The 20,687-nt window shown below is 44.6% G+C and carries 14 protein-coding genes and 1 riboswitch; of the genes, 12 read left to right on the top strand and 2 right to left on the bottom strand.

What is annotated here, in order from left to right; translation table 11 throughout:
- Nucleotides 1-17: 17 nt before the first annotated feature.
- The 8 genes from FC51_RS07490 (at nt 18) to FC51_RS12555 (ending at nt 10,151) form a co-directional block, all read left to right on the top strand.
- Nucleotides 18-662, top strand: coding sequence for a zinc-ribbon domain-containing protein (locus FC51_RS07490; RefSeq protein WP_057909777.1), 645 nt, complete (start codon nt 18-20; stop codon nt 660-662).
- A gap of 11 nt (nt 663-673) precedes the next feature.
- The gene (locus tag FC51_RS07485) at nt 674-1,123 is read left to right on the top strand and encodes a zinc ribbon domain-containing protein (RefSeq protein WP_057909776.1); all 450 of its coding nucleotides are present in this window, start codon (nt 674-676) and stop codon (nt 1,121-1,123) included.
- Nucleotides 1,124-1,334: 211 nt separating this feature from the next.
- Nucleotides 1,335-2,495 carry a DUF2325 domain-containing protein gene (locus FC51_RS07480; protein ID WP_057909775.1) on the top strand — a complete coding sequence of 387 codons (1,161 nt, stop codon included), beginning with the start codon at nt 1,335-1,337 and terminating at the stop codon, nt 2,493-2,495.
- 801 nt (nt 2,496-3,296) lie between these two features.
- Entirely contained in the window at nt 3,297-4,895 is a 1,599-nt protein-coding gene (locus FC51_RS07475; protein WP_057909774.1) for a peptide ABC transporter substrate-binding protein, read from the top strand.
- Nucleotides 4,896-4,910: 15 nt separating this feature from the next.
- Nucleotides 4,911-5,582, top strand: a complete 672-nt coding sequence (locus tag FC51_RS07470; RefSeq protein WP_057909773.1) for an amidohydrolase family protein — start codon at nt 4,911-4,913, stop codon at nt 5,580-5,582.
- 179 nt (nt 5,583-5,761) lie between these two features.
- On the top strand, nt 5,762-7,351 hold the full coding sequence (locus FC51_RS07465; RefSeq protein ID WP_057909772.1) for a hypothetical protein: 1,590 nt from the start codon (nt 5,762-5,764) through the stop codon (nt 7,349-7,351).
- A 128-nt stretch (nt 7,352-7,479) separates the two neighbouring features.
- Nucleotides 7,480-8,112, top strand: a complete 633-nt coding sequence (locus FC51_RS07460) for a carbonic anhydrase family protein (RefSeq protein WP_057909771.1) — start codon at nt 7,480-7,482, stop codon at nt 8,110-8,112.
- 134 nt (nt 8,113-8,246) lie between these two features.
- A complete protein-coding gene (locus FC51_RS12555; protein WP_057911254.1) occupies nt 8,247-10,151 on the top strand; it encodes a hypothetical protein in 1,905 nt (634 codons plus the stop codon).
- A 164-nt stretch (nt 10,152-10,315) separates the two neighbouring features.
- Here FC51_RS12555 and tenA read toward each other — a convergent pair whose 3' ends face one another.
- On the bottom strand, nt 10,316-10,999 hold the full coding sequence (gene tenA, locus FC51_RS07450; protein WP_449826304.1) for a thiaminase II: 684 nt from the start codon (nt 10,997-10,999) through the stop codon (nt 10,316-10,318).
- Nucleotides 11,000-11,153: 154 nt separating this feature from the next.
- Nucleotides 11,154-11,242, bottom strand: a riboswitch (TPP riboswitch).
- Nucleotides 11,243-11,444: 202 nt separating this feature from the next.
- Between tenA and FC51_RS07445 the strand changes: the two genes are divergently transcribed.
- Complete coding sequence (locus FC51_RS07445; protein WP_057909770.1) at nt 11,445-13,373, top strand: hypothetical protein; 1,929 nt, start codon at nt 11,445-11,447, stop codon at nt 13,371-13,373.
- A 304-nt stretch (nt 13,374-13,677) separates the two neighbouring features.
- Here the strand turns inward: FC51_RS07445 and FC51_RS07440 are convergent, their stop codons facing one another.
- A complete protein-coding gene (locus FC51_RS07440; protein WP_057909769.1) occupies nt 13,678-14,544 on the bottom strand; it encodes a DNA/RNA non-specific endonuclease in 867 nt (288 codons plus the stop codon).
- A gap of 200 nt (nt 14,545-14,744) precedes the next feature.
- On the opposite strand from FC51_RS07440, the gene FC51_RS12115 reads away from it, so the two are divergent.
- The 3 genes from FC51_RS12115 to FC51_RS07425 all read left to right on the top strand — a co-directional run bounded on the left by FC51_RS12115 (nt 14,745) and on the right by FC51_RS07425 (nt 20,643).
- Nucleotides 14,745-16,613 carry a hypothetical protein gene (locus FC51_RS12115; protein WP_065203871.1) on the top strand — a complete coding sequence of 623 codons (1,869 nt, stop codon included), beginning with the start codon at nt 14,745-14,747 and terminating at the stop codon, nt 16,611-16,613.
- Nucleotides 16,614-16,984: 371 nt separating this feature from the next.
- On the top strand, nt 16,985-18,562 hold the full coding sequence (locus FC51_RS07430; RefSeq protein WP_057909768.1) for a hypothetical protein: 1,578 nt from the start codon (nt 16,985-16,987) through the stop codon (nt 18,560-18,562).
- 461 nt (nt 18,563-19,023) lie between these two features.
- Nucleotides 19,024-20,643, top strand: a complete 1,620-nt coding sequence (locus tag FC51_RS07425) for a hypothetical protein (protein ID WP_057909767.1) — start codon at nt 19,024-19,026, stop codon at nt 20,641-20,643.
- Nucleotides 20,644-20,687: the final 44 nt, after the last annotated feature.

The following is a 20,687-nucleotide window of genomic DNA, read 5'->3' as shown; positions in this document are numbered from 1 at the left end:
AAACGGAGATGATCGGTATGGATGAATTTAAATTTTGCCCGAAATGTGGTGCCAAGGTCAAAGCAACTGCGAAGTTCTGCCCGAAGTGTGGCTTTTCATTCGCCCAATTTAACGGCGGGGCGCCCGATAATAATATCAATCAACCTCAACCAAGCAATCGAAGTGGTCAAACCGGTTCCTGGTTCAGCAATCACCATCACCGCAACTGGGTGATCGGCGGGGTTCTGGGCGTCGTGCTTGTGATTATTGCGGTTACGGTGGCCAGTTCAATTATTACTTCCCAGCAGACCCAGGCTAAAAAAGAAGCGATGATTCAGTCGTCGCAATTGAAGGAAAGTATTAAGAAGAAAAAAGAAGCCAAGGAAAGCAAGATTGAGAAGAAACTCTCGACAGAAGCCGTCTCGGTCGTGACCGACATGATTCAAAATGACATGAATTTGGATGCTGAATGTGATGATGTCACAATTACATCCAGTTACGGCGGTAATCAATATGGTGGCTATGCGAATGTCTCTGATGACGACGGCGATCATACGACGGTTGATGTTACCGTTACAAATGTGAAGTACGAAAATAATGTCTCAGTTGAAATTGACAGCGATGGCCATGACTCACTGAACAATACATTCTATAGCTATGATGACGACGATGACGATTACTAGGAGGCGACACGATGCTCAAAGAAGTCTACAGAGTTTGTCCTAAGTGTGGGATGAGCAATGATGCCAATGCCAATTTTTGCTTGAAATGTGGAACCAAGCTGACCGATGCCGACAAAAAGCCGCTGTTAAAACACAGCGGCCAGTTTACCGACGTATTGGCGGGATTAGACATCAGCGCTGAGGAACGCCAATTGGCTGAGCAAGTTGTCATTTCAACGGGTTCGATTCCGGCTGACGGGGCGCTGGCCAGCGCGGTCTATGCCGAAGCCGTCGGCAATCCGGGTGACGGTCTAAAAGTTGTTACGGAGAAGCTGATTGAAAAGTTGTATAGTACGGCGGTTAGTTTGAATTTAAACGGAATCGCGAACTTACGAATCGATACCCAAGTGGCTCCGGGGGTCAGCGAACGAACCGTTTATCTGCTGGCGTACGGGGATGGATTTAAGACCCGTCAAAATTAATAAGTGTCAGACTCATGAAGCTAGCCATTATTGGTTAGCTTTTTTGCTACGGAAATCGACACATTTCGGCATGTCTACAATTCCCAGACAAGAAATTTTAGTCAAAACCATTCCATTTTTCTCGACACGTGGTAACCTATTAGCAAAGGAGATGATCAGCATGTTGCAGTCAGAATGCGCATTACAAACCTAGGAACATAAGGAGAATGCGATGAGTAAATTAAAATCAAACACTTATTGTGCAGATATTGAGAACATTTTAAAACACGTTAACGACGATAATTTTGAGTTAGCAACCAAGGCAATTGAAACAATTAGTAAATACGCCCACGAGTTGAGCGCCGATGATGAAACGTCGACACCCGAAGTGAGTAAGCAGACTCAACCGGCTTCTGAAGAAGTACCAAAGCCAGCTGAAGAATCCAAACCTGCTGAAGAGTTATTCAAAGTTATTTCAACCAAGGCCCGTCCTACCAGTAAAAAAGCCAGCCGACCGCAGAACAAATATAAGGTTGAACGAAAATTAATCGGGGCGTCGATCGGACCGCAGTATTATTCTGAATCAATGGTCCGCAAGTTAGGCATTCATGGCGGCGATATGGCTGTTTTGAATCCGGATCCAGCGAACTACAAAAACTATACTGGCAGATTACCGCAAGTGACGATCGTCGATGTCAGTGCTGACCCGGAACCTAATATTGTTAGAGAAAAGGCGATTGTTGAAAGCGCAGAAGACGGTACTTTAGTCGCAAAGTATGATTATAATCATGAACCACTATTAATGCATGGCGAACCCACCACGATTAAGCTGGACGAAGATGACGTTCGGCGAAACCACGTGAGCGAGGGTGATCTAATCGAATTGGCCTATTACACGTCAAACGAATCTAATGAAGCCCGCGTCACCTGGAAATATGATACCGATGAGCCCGAAACAGACGACACCATCACCAAGCCGCATTCAGCGTACGTTGAAAAGGGCGATACCAAGGTGAAGGCGTTCCAGCCGAACATGGACTATGATTTAACGAATAAAAAAGTCCTCATGTGTGGTTACGGAAGTCATCGTTCGGTGGCTCAAGAAGTGATTGATGCGCATCATGGTAAAGAATTATTAATGTATGATGAAAAAGTGTCGGGCAAGGGGATGGAAGGTAATCTCCTGACGGCCGTTAAACACGCCGATATTGTGATTGTGATGTTAAATTCAGTCAGCCACAATACCGCTAATAAAGCAATTTCCAACGCCCGCGACATGAATAAATTTGTCGCAACAACGAACACGAATAGTCCGTTGGCAATTGAAGAAGCAATCGATCGGGCGATGAAGCGCGAACCGATTTACATGCCAACGAGCCACGTGATTGAATAGATAAATAGTATAAAGATATATTTTTTAGATAACTGAGCTTTCTAACTGCACGGTTAATCATTTACTTAACTTGCAAGCCGTTTTCCCAAGAGATGGGAGAATCGCTTGGCTTTTATTTTGATAAAGTTGTTTGGTTGACACCGTTTCCATCAACCGTGCTATAATCTCGATACTGGCAGGTTGGTCTTACCTCACCGAATATAATAAGCATTGGCATCACCCCCATTTCTCCATCTCGGCGAGGCTGATTCAAGCATTATCAACCCGCTCGGCCGCTGGCTTTGTCAGTGGCTGTACATAAAATTTTTTCCTAGCTGGTTGTTGGTAGTGAAATCAATTCAGCGAATTTTTATTTGGTTGTTGACAGCACCCTATTATGAGGAGTATTGTAATAATCATTAAGAAAAGATGAGAAATTCAAAAGTGTTGACGAAGAAAGTAGCAACTATCTATTTCGTAAAGCGAACCCGGATCAGTGAGAGCGGGGACGAAGGGATGATTGTGAAAATCACTTCTGAGCTGTGGGCTGAATGTAGTAAGCAATCACCGGTACGCAACCGTTAAGAATGCGGCAAATCGCAACATGACGCGTTTTTCCCCTGGATCCTAGCCAGGCGGATGACGTGTCTAGGACATGTTGCCGTTTGTATGAGGCTTGTTTAAGCAAACAAAGGTGGTACCGCGCAAAAGCGCCCTTTTCGAAGAATAACTCTTCGAAAAAGGCGCTTTTTTAGTTGTCATCGGCACGGCCGTCAGCAGGATTTCTCATCAATTCTTAACTTAAACTAGGAGGCTTTTAATATGAAACATAAATTAGTTGTACTATCAATGGCACTACTCATGAGCGTCACGCTATCTGCGTGCGGCAGCAGTTCAGCAAGTCACCACAAGGCGTTAAACGTCACCTTACCGGACGAACCGGCAACCGTTGATCCCAACACGTCGTACGACACCAACAGCGCGAGCCTGATTAACCAGACGATGGAAGGCCTCTATAAATATAACGGCGACAACAAGTTGGTTGCAGGGATGGCAACCAAAGTCGTTAAGCCCACCAATGGCGGCAAGACATACACGTTTACGTTAAGAAAAGACGCCAAGTGGAGCAATGGCAAGCCAGTGACTGCCAACGATTTTGTCACGTCATTCAGACGGACAGTTGACCCGAAGACCAAAGCGCAATTTGCCAGCATCTACGATAGTTTTAAGAATTTTGCCGGCGTTCAATCCGGTAAGCTCTCACCGGACAAGCTGGGGGTTAAAGCCCTGAACGCCCATAAGCTTCAGATTCAATTGAGCCGGCCAGTGCCATACTTTAACGGCTTGGTTGCGACTAAGTATTTACCAGTTAATGCGGCAGCCGTGAAGAAATACGGCAAGAAGTTTGGTACCAACGCCGAAACGTCGGTTTATAACGGCCCATACAAATTAGTTGGCTGGACCGGCAGCAATTCTTCCTGGCACTACGTCAAGAACCCTTACTATTACAACGCAAAAGGCGTCAAGATTGCCAAGGTGAACGTCACCGTTGCCAAGGATCAAAATACCTCAGTTAACTTGTTTAAGGGTGGCAAGGTCGATGTCACTTCTGTCACTGGCCAGTATGTCCGCCAAAACAAGGATGATCCGGAGATGCACACGCATTTGACCGGTCGCTTGAATTACCTTTACTTCAATAGTAAGCGAGAAAAGACCAATTCGATGAACCTGAGAAAAGCGATGTCACTGGTTATCAACCGGAAAACATTGACGGACAGTGTGCTTCAAGATGGCTCCAAGCCAGCCTTGAGTGCTGTGCCGCGAAATGACCAAACCGATCCGGCGACTGGCAAGGATATGGCCGAACAAGTCGGCAACTTGCTACCATATAATGTCGACCAGGCGAAAACTTATTGGAAGGCTTATCTGAAGGAAACCGGCAAGAAAAATGTCACATTGAACCTATTGACTGACGATACCGATGAAGATAAGCACGTGGGTGAATACATACAGGCAGCGGCCCAAAAAGCGTTTGACGGCCTGAAAGTCACCGTAACGTCCATTCCACATGCCCAACACGTCGCCCGCGATTTTGCCGGCACCTTTGACATGAACCTGACCGGCTGGAGCACCAACTGGTTGGATTCATCCGACTTTACCGGACTGGCCGCATCAAGCAACCAGGTTAATTTCACGCATTTGAAGGACGCTAAGCTCGATACATTGCTCAACCAGTCAAATGATTTGAGTGGCCAGGCCCGCTATGACAAATTGGCCGAAGCAGACAAGCAGTTGGTTCAAAACATGGATTACGTCCCACTGTATCAGCCAGCCCAAGCTAATTTGATCAGCAAAAAGGTCGGTGGCCTCAAGTATTCATTGATTCAAGACGCACAATATCAATACGCTTACTGGAAATAATTGGAGGAACTAAAGATGACTAAAACACTATTTCATAACTTTTCATTATTTGATGGCCGCAACCCCGAGAATGAGGCCAATGCCTGGTTTGTTGTTGAGGATGGCAAATTAGTGGATCGTGGGACTGGCAACACACCAAACGCGGACGAAGAAGTCAACCTCAACGGCCGCTTCGTGATGCCGGGATTGTTCAACGTTCATTCACATTTGACGTCGCATCCGGATAAATTTGACGGCGGCTTTGATACTTCGGAAGCTGAATCGGCCTTCTACGCACTGGAGCATTTAAGACAACTGCTCAAGTCCGGGGTGACTTATGTCCGTGAGTGTGGGGATGCCTACGACACGGATATCAAATTAAAACGGCTCCAGGCAGCAGGGGTGCTCAAGCACGTGCCTGAACTCCAACCGTCCGGCAAAGCAATGTCGATGACTGGTGGCCACGGGGACGGCCCGCACATGGCTTATCTAACTGACTCACCCGATGAAATGCGTAAAGCGGTCCGGACAGCACTGAAGAACGGTGCCAGAGTCATTAAGATGATAACACAAGTAACTATGGTCCTGCCCGATTCCGTCTTGACCGAATCGGAACCCGTACCCAAGAAGGCGACACGTGGGTATACATCGTTGCAACTGAACCTGCATACACTGTTGCCAATGGCTGGATTAAGCTTGATGGCTTAACTGCAACTGGCACCGTTACTAACCAATAATCACTAATCTCGCATGTTTGATCCCCGCTCTGGTTGCACTGGAACGGGGGTCTTTTGGAACGATCGAAAGGGCATATTCTACACGGACCTACGGGTAAGCGTTAGAATAAAGATGTAACAAAGGATTTCATATTAGGAGGGGATCGTATTATGAAAATGAGTTTAAAGAAGTCATTATTTATCTCAATGGCCGCTTTGGGGCTTGTGTCAGCTGCCGGCGTCGCAACCGGACAAACTGCCAGCGCCAAAACCTATGCTAAAGTGACCATGAATTCCGTATTAAATTCCGATCCAACGACTCGAAACGTCACCATGACAGGTACCAATGCTCTATACAACAAGGCTGGTACGTTGCGGGGTGCTCGAGTGGTTGCTTCCAAATCGACTGTCAGCAATTTAGCCAACGCCAACGTTTCGACTGCCAATTTCCGGGTATACCGGGTGGCAACCACGAACCGCGGTTCTGTTTACTATAAGGTTGTTTCATTTGATCAGAACTTCCGTGGTTGGATTTACGGTGGCAAGAGCACCAGTAACTTTGCCGGTGGGATTGCGCCTTACACGACATTTACATCAACCGTTATGGGCGTTAACCCACAATTGACAACATACAAGATCACCACTCCGGGAACTGGTGACGATTCCGTAACCTGGGACGCACCGCAATATACCCAGTACAAAGTTGGGAAGACAATCACGGATTCGACGCCTTACGCCAATGCAACGTTTAAGATTGACCAAAGTGGCTATCGAACTCGTGAAGGTGTCAATGACACTTGGGTTCACGTTGTTTCAACCACGCCAGCCAATACGGTTGCCAACGGCTGGATTAAGCTCAGCAGCTTGACGCCCGTTCAAACCCAACAAGCCGATAACGCCATCCGAATTAATTTGAATGACCAAAACGGCAAGACCGTTAAGACGGTTGATTATGCGGTTCAAAATGCAACCAAAGGGACGACTTTAGGCAGCTACTCACAAACATCCGGCCTCTGGACGTTGACTGATGCAACTGCAAACGACATCCTTAACCAGATTAACGCTGGCTTGGCCAACACTGGCTATAAGCTGGACAGCAGTCAGTTGACGACGGTTGAACGGGCCGCATTAGCCGCTGCACAATTTGGAACGGGCTCAGTTAACATTCCAGTTGTCAGCACCTCAGTCAATACGGCTTACAGCACAATCACGCCATACGCAACCAACACTAATAACAACAGTGCCGGCACGCATGCTTTGGCCGCGGTAAATAACGGAATTGTTAACGCTGGCGGCAACTTTGTGGACAGTAATCCAAATTCTGACGGTAACCAAACCGGTTACTTGTCAGCCAGTGATTTCAATAACTTCACCCAAGCACAGCAACAGACGATTTTGAATGCGATGACTAAGGCCTATACAAATGATAAGGATAACTACGGTCCATCTTATCTTAAAGGCCTAAACGCCAGCTTCAAGACGGCCGCTGAAGGGCAATACGTTGCACCATCCGGCTTGAACTTCACTAATGGCAGTGCAGCCACGGGTTCAACCTTTACCAGCGATCAGCTGATGAGTTACGTCCGCAGTAATCCAAGCCTCTTGACCCTGCAATCACCGAAGTACCCTGAATTTGTGGTACCAGCATCTGGTGGCGGCTCGATTCAAGTTGTCTGGAACACGATTAATTACACTGCAAACTCAGCTTCAAACGGAACGATTGGGCAGCCGGTTAATGTGTTCTACAGTTTTTATGATTAAGACAGTGTGACGAGACTTGGTTAGACTCATACTGCACAAGCAAAAAAGTCACCTCAAATGGTGGCTTTTTTGTCGTCTCCAAGTAGCGTAAAATAGGGACTGAATACAATTGGGGGAGGAACAATTCTATGCTTGATTACGCAAAACAACAAGATTGGCCAAACGGCTTCGGGGAGCTGCAGTCACCAATCGAAATTAAGACAGATAACCTAAAGGCTGTTAAAACTCAGATGCAGTATCACGTGCTCGATGACTACAAATTACATCAAGAAGTTGACGACGGTACGACCATCCGGTTACGGGGAACTGGAAACGCTGAGATTTTTGGCCGGACGTTTGATTTTGTTCAAGTACATTTTCATTCGCCATCTGAACACGTGGTGGATGGCAAACGTTTCCCACTGGAAATTCATTTGGTTCACCAAAATGTGATTGGCCAGTTGTGTGTCGTGGCGTTGATGATTTCTGAAGGGGAAACGCGAAATCCCAAGTTTCAACAAATCATCGACAACTATGAGGCTGGTACGACCGAGCCGATTGAATTGAGTATCGGCGATTGGGCGCCCTGGTATCCGGTGGGGATCCACTATCTGGGTTCGCTGACGACACCACCGCTGACCGAAGGGGTCGAATGGCTGGTAATCACAAATCCGGAATTTACTCTAAACGCCGAACAAGTCGGCTGGTTTAGAGAACATTTTGGTAAGGATAACCGAGACATTCAGCCGCTAAACGGCAGGGCCCTTCAGCTTTACCGATAGCTTGCTATAACAGAATTGTTAACAGATTCATTTAATTAAAAAGTCTTTTCTTGAACCCCCTATATTACTCATATATAATAAGAAGTGATCGAGGAATTAAGATATTATTGGGTTTATTCAAGGAGGGGTTTCAAATGAGATTTGATCTTAAAAGGTCCTTATTTGTATCATTAGCTGCATTAGGCTTTATCGCAGTCGCAGGGACTGTCAATGCACAAACTGCAAGTGCGAAAACCTATGCACATGTCATTTCAAATGAAAAAATGACAACGTTACCACAGAACCGAAACGTTAATTTTACTGGTTCCAATGCTCTGTATAACAAGGCTGGTACGTTGAAGGGTGCCAGAGTCGTTGCTTCAAGGACAACGCTTAACAAAATTAAGAATTCTCAGTCTTCGACGAACAACGTCCGGGCATACCAAGTAGCCGTGACTAACCGGGGATCGGTTTATTATAAGGTAGTTACTTATGATGGTGCATACCGTGGCTGGATTTACGGTGGCAAGAGCGTTGCAAGTATTGCTGGGGGAGTTACCCAGTACACCACGTTTAAAAACCAAGGCTTATCGACGTTAACTGCTGCGCAACAAAGTGCAACCTACAAGATTGCCAACCCAGGGACTGCAAATAATGGCACGACCGTCACTTACAAGCAACCTGCATGGACACAATACAAGGTTGGCCGGGCAATTACCGATTCAACACCTTACGCAAGCACCATCTTCAAGATTGACCAAGTTGGAACTCGGACTCGTGAAAACGATCAGTGGGTTCACATCTATGACGTTAACAACGCCAACTCACCAGCTAATGGCTGGATCTTAATGAGTGGATTGACACAGGCACAAGCACCGGTTGCCGATAACGCCATTCAAATTAATTTGGTCGATCCAAGCAATAATTCAACAATCGTTAAATCCGTCACGATTACCAGAAGTGGTGCAACGAAAGGCACTAACTTCGGGTACTATTCAAATGGTGGTTGGACGATTAGTCAATCTGACTTGGCAAGCATCCAAAATCAAATTCGAGCAGCGCTTAGCGGCACGAACTACAGTCTTGATAGCTTGACCACAGCCCAAATTGCACAAATCGCTCAGACCAACTTTGGCAGTTCGACTAATTTGGTCGCTAATAAGATTGCTAATATTGCTGATAATGCCGTTCGGATCAACCTTGTAAAGCCTGATGGAACGATTCTTAAGTATACTGACTGGTCCAAGAGTGGCGTTGCTAAAGGTAGTAATGTTGGACTCTCTGCAAGTGGTAATACACTTTGGTCATTATATTCGGGTGATCAGAGTTCCATGGAATCTCAAATCAATTCCGCTTTAAGTGGGACTAACTTCCAGTTGAATACTAATAGTAATACTTTGAACAGTACACAAATGGATGCCATTGCTCGTGGAACTTACGGTGGACAGGTTTATATTAATGTTGTGCCGGTAAGTAGTGCGACGAGTACCATTACTCCATATGTATTTTCTCTCAATCAAAGCAGTCCACTCCATCCTGTGAGTGGGTCAAGTGTGACAACCAAGATTGAGTTAGCTGATCCTAACAATCCTGATAAGCCTTTCAATGACGTTCCTGGTAATTTGACTACTGCTTTTGTACAGAATATTGTTACTCATGCAGTTGGATCGGAAACTGGAACATCTGCACAAAATAAGGCAATAGAAGCTGTTAATGGAGTGAATAAAGCAATTTACGATGCAGCAATTCAAGAATATGCTTTAAGCAATTTGAACTTCAATGGCTTTAAAGGTCAAAGTGGCAGTAAATGGGGCATTACGGATCTAACTGGGTCACTCTTAGTAAATAATCTGTGGTACATTCATTCACCAAACTTCCCCGTATTTTCACTGGACGGTCAGAATAAAGTTCAGGATCCAACAATTTCAAATATAACTTATTCATTTGACATTGTTAACACTGGAGGAGCTATAACGGGAACCTATGGGGACCCAGCAAAGGTTGTTTATGACGCATCTCCATTCAATAAAATTCCCGAAGTAACATCTACAAACAAGTAATAAAGTTTGCTTCACTGTTTTTTAGCGAGTCGCCTGTACGGGTAGGCTCGCTTTTTGAGTCCTATGGGAATTAACGATAAAAAGTGACTCTCAACCAATAGTCGCTATTACTAGCAAAGGTGCGAGTCACTTTTTGATGTACAGATTTATTAATTTATAATATTTTATCTCGTCAACGCATCCCAATCCTCATGCTTCAACGACATCTGCCAATACCCCAATTCGTAAGCGCTACTTTTAATGAACACGTCGGTCATTTGTTGGCGTTCAGCGTCATCGACTTGGCTGGCAGCGAGGTTGGTCAAGTTGATCATTTGGTTGACACTGTCGGTGTAGCCCTCACTGTCATAGGTTTCAATCCACTGTTGGTAAAGCGAAACTGGGGAACCTTGCGAAATGATCGCCTTGCCAATCTCGTTATACAACCAGTAGCAGGGGAGCAGTGCGGAAATTGCCCGTTGCGGCGTCCCGCGGTAAAGAGCGGCGTACATGTGGTTGACGTAGTTGTATGCCGTTGGTGCGATCGGGGTGAGGGCAATCTCTTCTTTGGTGATGTTCAGTTGGGTGAAGAAGCCTTTACGGACAGCAATTTCACCGTTTTTTAAGCCCGCAGCACCTTTTCTAAGAAAGTCGATGGCGACGGGGTCGTCCATTTGTTCCGCAATCAGGTTGTGGAGCTTGCCGAATTCACTGAGATAGTAGCGGTCTTGAAGAAGATAATAGCGGAACGTTGACATTGGCAGTTCACCAGAGATTAATTGCTTGATGAATGGATGATTGACACTTTGAAGCCAAAGTGGCTGAGCAAGTTCATGCATTTGGTTGGTAAAAGTCCTTGAAGTTTTCAAAATAGTCCTCCTGATTGAATTTCAAAATATGGTAACAGACGACAACAAACCACCGCTCCTTTCCCACCATTTTGCTCAGGGGTCGTCAAACCAATGACATTAAAAAGCCCACCTTGAAATTCAAAGTGGGCTTTCAGTCGTTTTCACAGAAACTGATTGACTAAAATGGTCTCCCTACGGCAGTACTAACTGCGTCAGGTTCCATGGGTTTGTCTCAGCTTTTCAGCACCCCAGACCACAAAATGATTAATTAAGTTATTTGTACATCTGTATTAAACGAGGAAACCGGCTAAAAGTCAAGTGGTGAATGAGTGTCTGGAGAATCAAAATTGAAAGTCATTTGATTCCAGAGTTTAAAATTGAGTTCGAAAGTATAGGTCCTTTATAATGAAAATGTACCCAAGGAGTAGATATTTGTTAAGTTTTGTAAAGGAGGAGTACTTTTATGACGTCTAATCTCAAGAAATCATTATTCGTGTCATTAGTTGCTTTAGGATTTGTTGCAGCTGCGGGAACCGCCACAGCCCAATCAGCAAACGCCAAGAGTTATGCGCGGGTAACGTCAAATCACAAGATGACCAGCACCCCAACCAGTCGGAACGTTAACTTTACCGGCTCAAATGCCCTCTACACTAAGGCAGGTACATTAAGAGGTGCCAAGAAGGTCGCATCGACAACCACCGTGAAGAAGATCGCTAATTCCAAAAGCTCACAGAATAACGTGCGGGCTTATCGGGTAGCGACAACTAATCGTGGATCGGTTTATTATAAGGTAGTCACTTACGACGGTGCCTATCGTGGCTGGATTTACGGTGGTAAGGTTCAATCAGTATTTGGCGGCGGGATCACCGCATTTGACACATTTAAAAACCAGAACCTGTCCAGCTTGACTGATGCGCAACAGAAGGCCACATACAAGATTGCCAGCCCTGGGACTGCTAATGACGGCAAGACTGTGACCTACAAACAGCCGGCATGGACGCAATACAAGGTTGGCCGGGCGATTACGGATTCCAGCCCATATGCCAACAGCACATTTAAGATTGATCAAGTGGGAACACGGACGCGTGAAGGCGACCAATGGGTTCACATCACGGATACCACAAACGCCAATTCGCCTGCGAACGGCTGGATTTTATACAGCGGCTTGAAGCAGACTGAAGCACCGGTTGCCGACAACGCAATCCAAATTAATTTGGTCGATCCAAAGGACAATAGTAAGGTGATTAAATCCATCACAGTCACTCGTGATGGTGCCAAGAAGGGAACTAACTTTGGGTACAGCGATAACGGTAACTGGACAATCAGTATGTCTGACCGGGCAAGTATCTTGAATCAAATTCGGGATGCATTGAACGGAACCAGTTACACGTTGGATATGTTGACGACTGCTCAAATTGCCCAGATTGCCCAGACTAATTTTGGTAGTTCTGTGAATATCTCGGTGAATGCCGTGACTAACATTGCTGACAACGCACTGCGAATTAATTTCCGTAAACCTGATGGCACATCGCTGAAGACAATTGATTTTGTTAAAGGCGGCGCAACCAAGGGAACAACGGTCGGATCTGCGGTCAGCGGCAGCACCAACTGGACGTTAAGCGATGGCGACAAAGCAACCATTCAAAGCCAAATCACGACAGCACTGGCAAACTCAGGCTACCAGCTTTCCGGCGGTAACACACTGAGTACCAGCCAAATCGATACGATTGCCCGCGGACAATATGGTGGGCAGGTTTATCTGAATGTGGTGCCGGTGTCGAATGGGATAAGTACCATTACCCCATATGGTAAGCAAAAGGATTCAGACGATAAGACACTTACGGCCCTTAAAGGAGTTTCCGGGGTGTATAGTAACACTCCAAATGGGTATTCAATTCCGAGCGAAGTAACCCAAGACAAATTTGTTGAAAACCCAACTGTTACTGGAGCTGCAACGCCGACGAATCGGACCTTTAACGTGACGGCAGCTCAATTAGCAGACCCTAATGGGAAAGATTTGTTAACTAACTTCTTAAGTGGTATTAAGGATGATGCAGTTCGGAAGGCCGCTTATGACGGTATCTCCGAAAAATTTGTTGATCAAGCTAAATCACAATTCATTTCGACTGGTTTGAACTTTGACGAATTTAGTGGAACTCCCGGAGCTGCGTTTACTGAAGACACTGCAACAGGATATGTAAATAATTCTGCGTTAAAGACATTAAAGTCAGTTAAAATACCAGTCTTTAGTCCAGATGGAGACATTGAAAAAGCCCCAGTTAAAGACACTAACGAGTGGGTTCAATATACATTCAGTGCATATAAGGCTGATAGTGGAACGTATGGGAATCCTGTTAAAGCATATTATACGTATGATGGATTAAGTAAATAGAATGAACTTGGATGTTAATATTCAAAAAGTAAGGTCATATGAAATGGCCTTACTTTTTACTGTACTTGGCGACATGTTAACGTGCCACAACACAGATGAATGTGAAGAAACTTTACTAAATCAATTCGGTATAACAAAAATCCCCGAGTCCAACAGATCCGACTTAATATATATGAGTCAACAAGATTGAGAGAATTCATTAACTAATAGTTCAGCAAAAGGGAACATGATTCATATCAATGAAAATAAGACAAAACAACAGGGCACCCTAACCAAGGGATGCCCTGTTTTCATTCAATGTCAATTAACCGACGCGACTGGTACCAGTCTTGTAATTAATTTTGACGCCTGCTTGAATGTTTTTGATATAAATGTTGAAGTGAACTTTGTTGCTGCCAATTGATTTACCCTGCATTTGAACGCCGCTTGCCAGCAAATCGTTGCCTTTAAATACAGGTCTTACCTGGTAACGGATGTAGTGCTTGTAGCTTCCGCGGAGGTAATAGGCAACTTGATTTTCGTACCGCAGCATACTTGGCGTGTTCAGCGACCGGGTTCCGGTGATCAGGTTCTTCGGATTATTGTTTTGCCCGGTCAACTGATAGCCGATTAGATGACAGCGGTTATACAGCCAGCCACCCTTGATGCGCTTGTTGTGCCAGCCGGTTGGGTCAAAGTAGAGCGGCTCTCTTTCCCCAGTTGGCATTAATTTCTTGTTTAGCAATGCATTGGCGGTTGTCGCCCGATTCAAGAAATCAAGATTGCCGTACTTCTGCCAAGCACCGTGTCGACGGGAAAGGGTACTCTTGGAAAACTTCGGCCGATTGTGATTAATGATCACAATTTGCTTACCATTGACTCGAATCGGCTTACTGCTTGTGCTTGCCGCCTTCTTCCGGGCGCGGTTGGCCTTCTTTCGAGTGGTCGTTTTCTTGTGTGGATTGTAGTCGGTCTTTGCCAATGTCAATCCACGTTTCCTGGCAGTTGAAAGCTTAACGCGATAAACTTTCTTGGCGCGATTCAATCCCCGGTTGTGCCGATGATAGAAATAATGTTTCCCGGTTCGGGTCGTGTAAACGTATGTGGCTGCTGACGTTGTCGTTGGTTGCGAGTAGCTGACGCCGCCAACCATCATGACCGTTAACAAGAAACAGTAGATGATCTTCTTCATAACTTCACTCCTCAAATAATTGCTGTGATCTAATGCACATTTTTTATTTTATCATTAATTGGTTGGAGATAATAATCTGAAATTTCGTATATCTATGGTCCCGGGCATTTTTGTGAATTAATTCTTAAAATAGATGGAATACCACCCTCAACTAATGTAAAATCGTAGGAGTCACAAATAATATTTTTGAGGAGTATTTCATGAATTTGAGGGTAAAGAGATCCATCTTTTTGAGCGTCGCAGTGTTAGGATTCACCGTTGGAGTAGGGGTACAGCACGCGCAGGACACGAGTGCAAAAACGTATGCCAAAATCGCCAGCAATGACAAGTTAACAATCCCGGAGAGCAGTCGTAATGTTAGCTTTACCGGGAAGAAAGCTTTGTATACCAAAGTCGGTACTTTGAAAGGCGCAAGGGTCGTTGCAACCAAGTCAACTTTGAGGGGGTTGGCTATTTCCAGCGATTCTAGAAGTAACGTCCGTGCTTATCGAGTGGCCGTTACCAGTCGGGGCTCTGTTTATTATAAAGTCGTCACATTTGATGGGATGTACCGTGGTTGGATTTATAGTGGGAAAAGTACCGGCTACTTTGGTGGCGGCTTGAAACGCTATTCAACATTTATCAATCAAGGGATGTCAGCGTTGAGCGCCGATCAACAGAACGCGATGTATCGAATTACAACACCAGGTACTCGAAATGATGGTAAGTCCGTGACTTATAAGGAACCATCATGGACGCAATACAAGGTTGGCCGGGCAATCACTGATTCAAGTATGTATGCCAACACCAACTTTAGAATCAACCAAGTCGGCATTCGGACGCGTGAAAACGATCAGTGGGTCCACATTTATGACCCAAATAATGTTAACTCTCCGGCAACAGGCTGGATTTTGCTTAGCGGGTTGAGTCAGGTTCCGACTGTAAATCAAGTTCCAGATAACGCCATTCGCGTTAATTTGGTGGATGCTTCAGGAAAAGCAGTAAGTTCATTTGATTATCCACGTGTAGGTGGCTTAAAAGGTGCAATCTTCGGTACTAACGTCAATGGTCAATGGTCATTGGATTCAACTGACCAGTCAGCAGTTACAACTAAAATTCAAAGTCTGCTCAGTGGAACGGACTACAATTTAGCTGCATTGACACTAAGTCAGATAACTCAGCTAGCCCAAACTACTTTTGGTAGTACGGTTACGATCACAGTTAATTTAGCGGACAAAGTTGCTGATAATGCTGTACGAATTAATTTGACAACAACTGACGGTAAGCTGATTAAAAGTTTTGATTGGGTAAGAAATGGCGCGACGAAAGGGTCGGTTATCGGAACCCTAAGTGATGGAGAAAAAAGTGATATTACCACAAAGATCTCCAGCCTTTTAACCAATTCAACATTTTCACTGGCCAAAAGTGGCTTAAATGCGACTCAGATTCAGTCAATTTCAACGGGGGTATTTGGTGGCCAAGTGAACGTCGTTGTCAATCCGACAGTTGTCGATCAGGATGTGTCCAGTAAAATTATTCCAATGTCGATCGCAAGTAATGACACGGATGTGAAGGATGCCCAAGCTTTGTCACCAATTAATGCGGATTATGATGACACTTCAGTTGATCTTATAGTAACAAAGGACGGCAATGAAGTTTCCATGAGTGCTGCAGACCTACATTCATCTAAAGTATCTGATATTACCGATATTTTAAAGCAATTGACAAATACAAACGATAAGGGTAAGAAAGCACTTTCAAAAATTAATGATGATTTTAAAAATGCTGCCGTTAAGAAATTTCAATCAAATTTAACGGCTATCGATGGCTTCAAAGGCAAGTCTGGTGCCGAATTTACAAAGGGTGATTTGAGTGGTTATTTAATTGATAACTTTAATACACTTACATCCCCACTGTATCCACAATTGACTAGTTTGGGAAAAGGAAAAGGTGCTACCGTATCATATTATTATGTAACATTTAGTTTAGACCAATCAAAAGTGAACGCCGGGAAATTTGGTGATGAGACAACAGTTTATTATATTATGTCGGCACCACAACAGCAGCCTAAACAACCAGCTCAGAATTAACTTGACACGGTTAAACCACCGTCTTAAAGCAAGTACAACGTTACAACTTTACTAAAACCCCAATCTTCACAAAATCTTCACACTTTATACACAAAATATGCACATTTAAAATTCGCAATTTTAATAAGTAATACGTCTTACCCATTGATGATAAAGGGATAAGACGTATTTATTTGTCCGTATAAATGTGACTTTTCTATGAACATTTCCTCAATTTATACATTTTCCTTCACATCTGTGATAATCTTTTAGCAGTGAAAAATTACTAAATTAATTGCTCTGCTTTGCTAATTTTTAGTAATATGATTTCACTTCTCGTTTAGCGCGCTCAAACTAGATGACTATTTGTTACACAATTGGAGGAATAGAATTTGAAGAACACTTTGAAAAAGTCACTTTTTGTGGGACTTACTGCTCTAAGCTTCGTTGCTGTTGCTGGAACTGTTAATGCCACACAAGCAAGTGCAAAAACATACGCCAAGGTAACCTCTAACAAGGCTTTATCTGGTGATGCCACAACTCGTAACGTTAACTTTACTGGAAACGCTGCTTTATACACTAAAGCAGGTACAGTAAAAGGCGCTAAAGTTGTTGCAGGTAAAACTACTTTAGGAACTTTTGGCGACAGCCAATCTTCTGAACACAATGTACGTGCTTACCGTGTCGCAACGACTAACCGCGGTTCAGTCTACTACAAAGTCGTTTCATTTGACGGCCAATACCGTGGCTGGATTTATGGCGGCAAGTCAGCATCCACATTTGGTGGTGGTGTTGAATCATACAGCACAACGACTGCTCCTGCAGCAACCACTGATACGACGACTTCAGGTTCATCAGCATCATCAGCTTCATCCAGCACAACCGTCCAAACTAATGGCTTAACTGCTGATCAAAAAGCTGCAACTTACAAAATTGCCACTGTAGGAACTTCAAATGACGGCACTCAAGTCACTTACACATTCCCTGCATGGACCCAATACAAAAAGGGTCGGGTAATCACCGACTCAACCCCATATAAGGACGCAACTTTCAAGGTTACCGACGAAACCACTCGGACCCGTGAAGGTGACTTATGGGTTAAGATTGAAGCAACCGACTCAAAGAACAGCAAAGCAAATGGTTGGATCAAGTACAGCGGCTTAGCCAAGACGTCAACTACACCTTCAACTGACTTTGATGCCAGCAAGAGTGTTAAGGTTGCTTTCCGTGATACAACAACCGGAAAGACTTTAGACAAGACGGCCACTTGGACGACGGCTTCAACTGGAACTAAGCAGGGCGATTCGGTTGCCAGCTTGGTTAACAATGGTGGGTACAGCTTGGCTGACTATATCAACAAGCAATTAGAGGCACCATCAGGATATTCCTTTGCCAGCAACAAGAACATCACGCCAGATGTCGCCACTGCTAAATTTGGCGACACCTTAACGGTTGATGTCACACCAGCTGCCAAGGCTGCTTTAAAAGTATCCTTCTACTCTGAAGATGCTGAAGGTGGCGCATTGACCGCTTTGAAGTCAAGCGACTTTGCATTCGGTTACCCCGCATTGACCCCTGACGCTCAGGTTACTGCACTTGGCAAGTCAACTGATACCTCATTTGATTTGACGACGTTATTCGGTGAAGCCGGAAGCAGTAATGGTAAATTTGCTAAGGCCTTCAATGAGGCTGTTAATCACGCCACTGCCAATAAAGGAACTTTAGCAAACGTTGCCGGTACCGCAAAGAACGGGACGACAAAAGTTGGTTTCTTTGGCCAATCATTGAACAACGGTAACCAACGTTACTTCTATGTATTTAACTCAAAGGACACACTTGCTAACAACGCTGCTTCCCAATCAAAGGGTGCAACCGTTAAAGTTGTTCTCCAACGTTACACCACTAATACTCAATTACCTGGTGAAGCAACTAAGGACACTAAGGCAAACACTGATTACATTGCACAATAATATAGATAACACTTTCCTAAAAGCACATTTGTTTCAAGTTGCATAACAGCACAGCTCTACAAGTAAATAAAGGGGGTTCGGACAAGGGAGCTTGCCCGACCTCCTTTAGTTTTCCAAAGTTTCATCCAATATATAAATGATTTGTAGTCGCATATTCAATCAAGCGGTTTATGCGAGTGAAAGCAGTACTTCAAACTTGCTGCTTTTATAAAGGTAGTCTTTAAAGGCGGGTCGATTAAATTCGATCCGCCTTTTTCGATAAAAAGATTTAGACTCTACATTGGGCACCTTAACTGGACCTTAAATATACAACAATTTAAGAATATCTATGCACTTTTGTTGGATTGTTTTATTCATGTCACATTGCTGAAACAACTTAAGAAATTTGTATGAGTACCGTAATGTCAATGTTCCTATAACAGGTTATACTAAATGTATTCTTTGTTAAGGAGGAATAGAAATTGAATAAAAATCTAAAAAGATCGATTTATACAGGAATTGCGGCTTTGAGTTTTGTTGCGATTGCCGGGACTGCTAATGCGACTTCAGCAAGTGCCAAGTCATACGCGAAGGTCACATCCAATAAGGCGTTAACCACGGCTGCGACTTCACGAAATGTCAACGTGAACGGAACCAATGCGCTCTACACAAAGGCTGGAACTTTGAAAGGTGCTAAAACGGTTGCGACTAAGAACACGCTGGCTAATTTAGCTGATTCAACCAGCAGTAAGAAGAACTGGCGTGCTTATCGAGTGGCCACAACCAATCGAGGATCCGTCTACTACAAGATCGTTTCATACGACGGCACGTATCGCGGCTGGATTTACGGTGGTAAGTCAACGACTGCATTTGCTGGCGGGGTGAAGTCCTATAACACAACGACTGACCCAGCTGCCGCAAGCAGCACGTCATCATCTGCATCTTCATACTCAACCGACTCTGCACAAGCAACTCAAACGACTGCTTTGACTGCTGCACAAAAGGCGGCTACTTACAAGATTGCCACACCAGGAACCGCTAATGATGGCACGGAAGTTACTTATACGTATCCTGCCTGGACACAATATAAGCAAGGCCGTGTGATTACCGACTCGACCCCATACAAGGACGCGACCTTCAAGGTTACAGACGAAACAACTCGGACTCGTGAAGGCGACCTCTGGGTTAAAATCGAAGCAACTGATTCAGCTAACAGCAAAGCAAATGGCTGGATTAAATACAGTGGTTTGAAGACTGTTTCAACGACACCAACAACCACTTTTGACGCTGACACCAGTGTCAAGATTGCTTATCGTGATACTTCAACTGGTAAGACATTGAGCACCACCAACACTTGGACTACTTCAGCTACTGGTACCAAGGAGGGCGGCAGTGCAGCCAGCTACACGAACGCAAAGGGCTTAACTATTGGTAAGTACATTTACAGTGAAGGCGCACCTTCTGGATATAAGATTGATACCACTGATAGTAAAGATCTTGCATCAGATGGAAGTAACGTGACGGTTACGCCTGCACTTTCCAGCGCTAAATTCGGCTCAACTTTGACGGTTGATGTAACACCTGTTGCTTCACAAACCAAAGTTAAGTTTGATGTTGCCGGAACCACTGGAACGGCCAACTCATCATTATCATCGAGTGACTTCTTATATGGCTTCCCAGCATTGACGGCTTCTGCACAAGAAGATGCACTGCCAGCTGGCGGCGCTACTAACGGAACGTTTACGGTTTCTGATTACTTTGGTGCCAACGGTAAATTTACCAAGGCATTGAACAGCACCAGTTCATCTAATAGTGTTCAAACTATTTACAGAAACAGTGATATTTGGGATATTAATGGTAACGAAGTAACGACGACGGGCTTAACCGGCTTCTTTGGTCAAATTGACTCAACTAAGTCGACATCGACTGCCACTGCACATTACTTCTACGTATACAACCCAACCAAGACTCTTGCAGCCAATGCATCAACTTTGGCAAACGGTTCAAGCGTGACCCTTGTGTTTGATCGATACACAACCAACACAACGCCAAACAGCTTAAACTCTGATTTGAATGCGAATACGGATTATGTGTCAAAGTAGAGTGCGACTAGCAACGGTTTGACACGGAGAGCTAAGGTCGCTTT

Origin of the sequence: Lentilactobacillus parabuchneri DSM 5707 = NBRC 107865 (assembly GCF_001435315.1) — a bacterium.
In the GTDB taxonomy this organism is placed as follows: Bacteria; Bacillota; Bacilli; order Lactobacillales; family Lactobacillaceae; genus Lentilactobacillus; species Lentilactobacillus parabuchneri.
The sequence above is the reverse complement of the archived record's forward strand: the minus strand, read 5'-3'. Positions and strand labels throughout refer to the sequence as shown.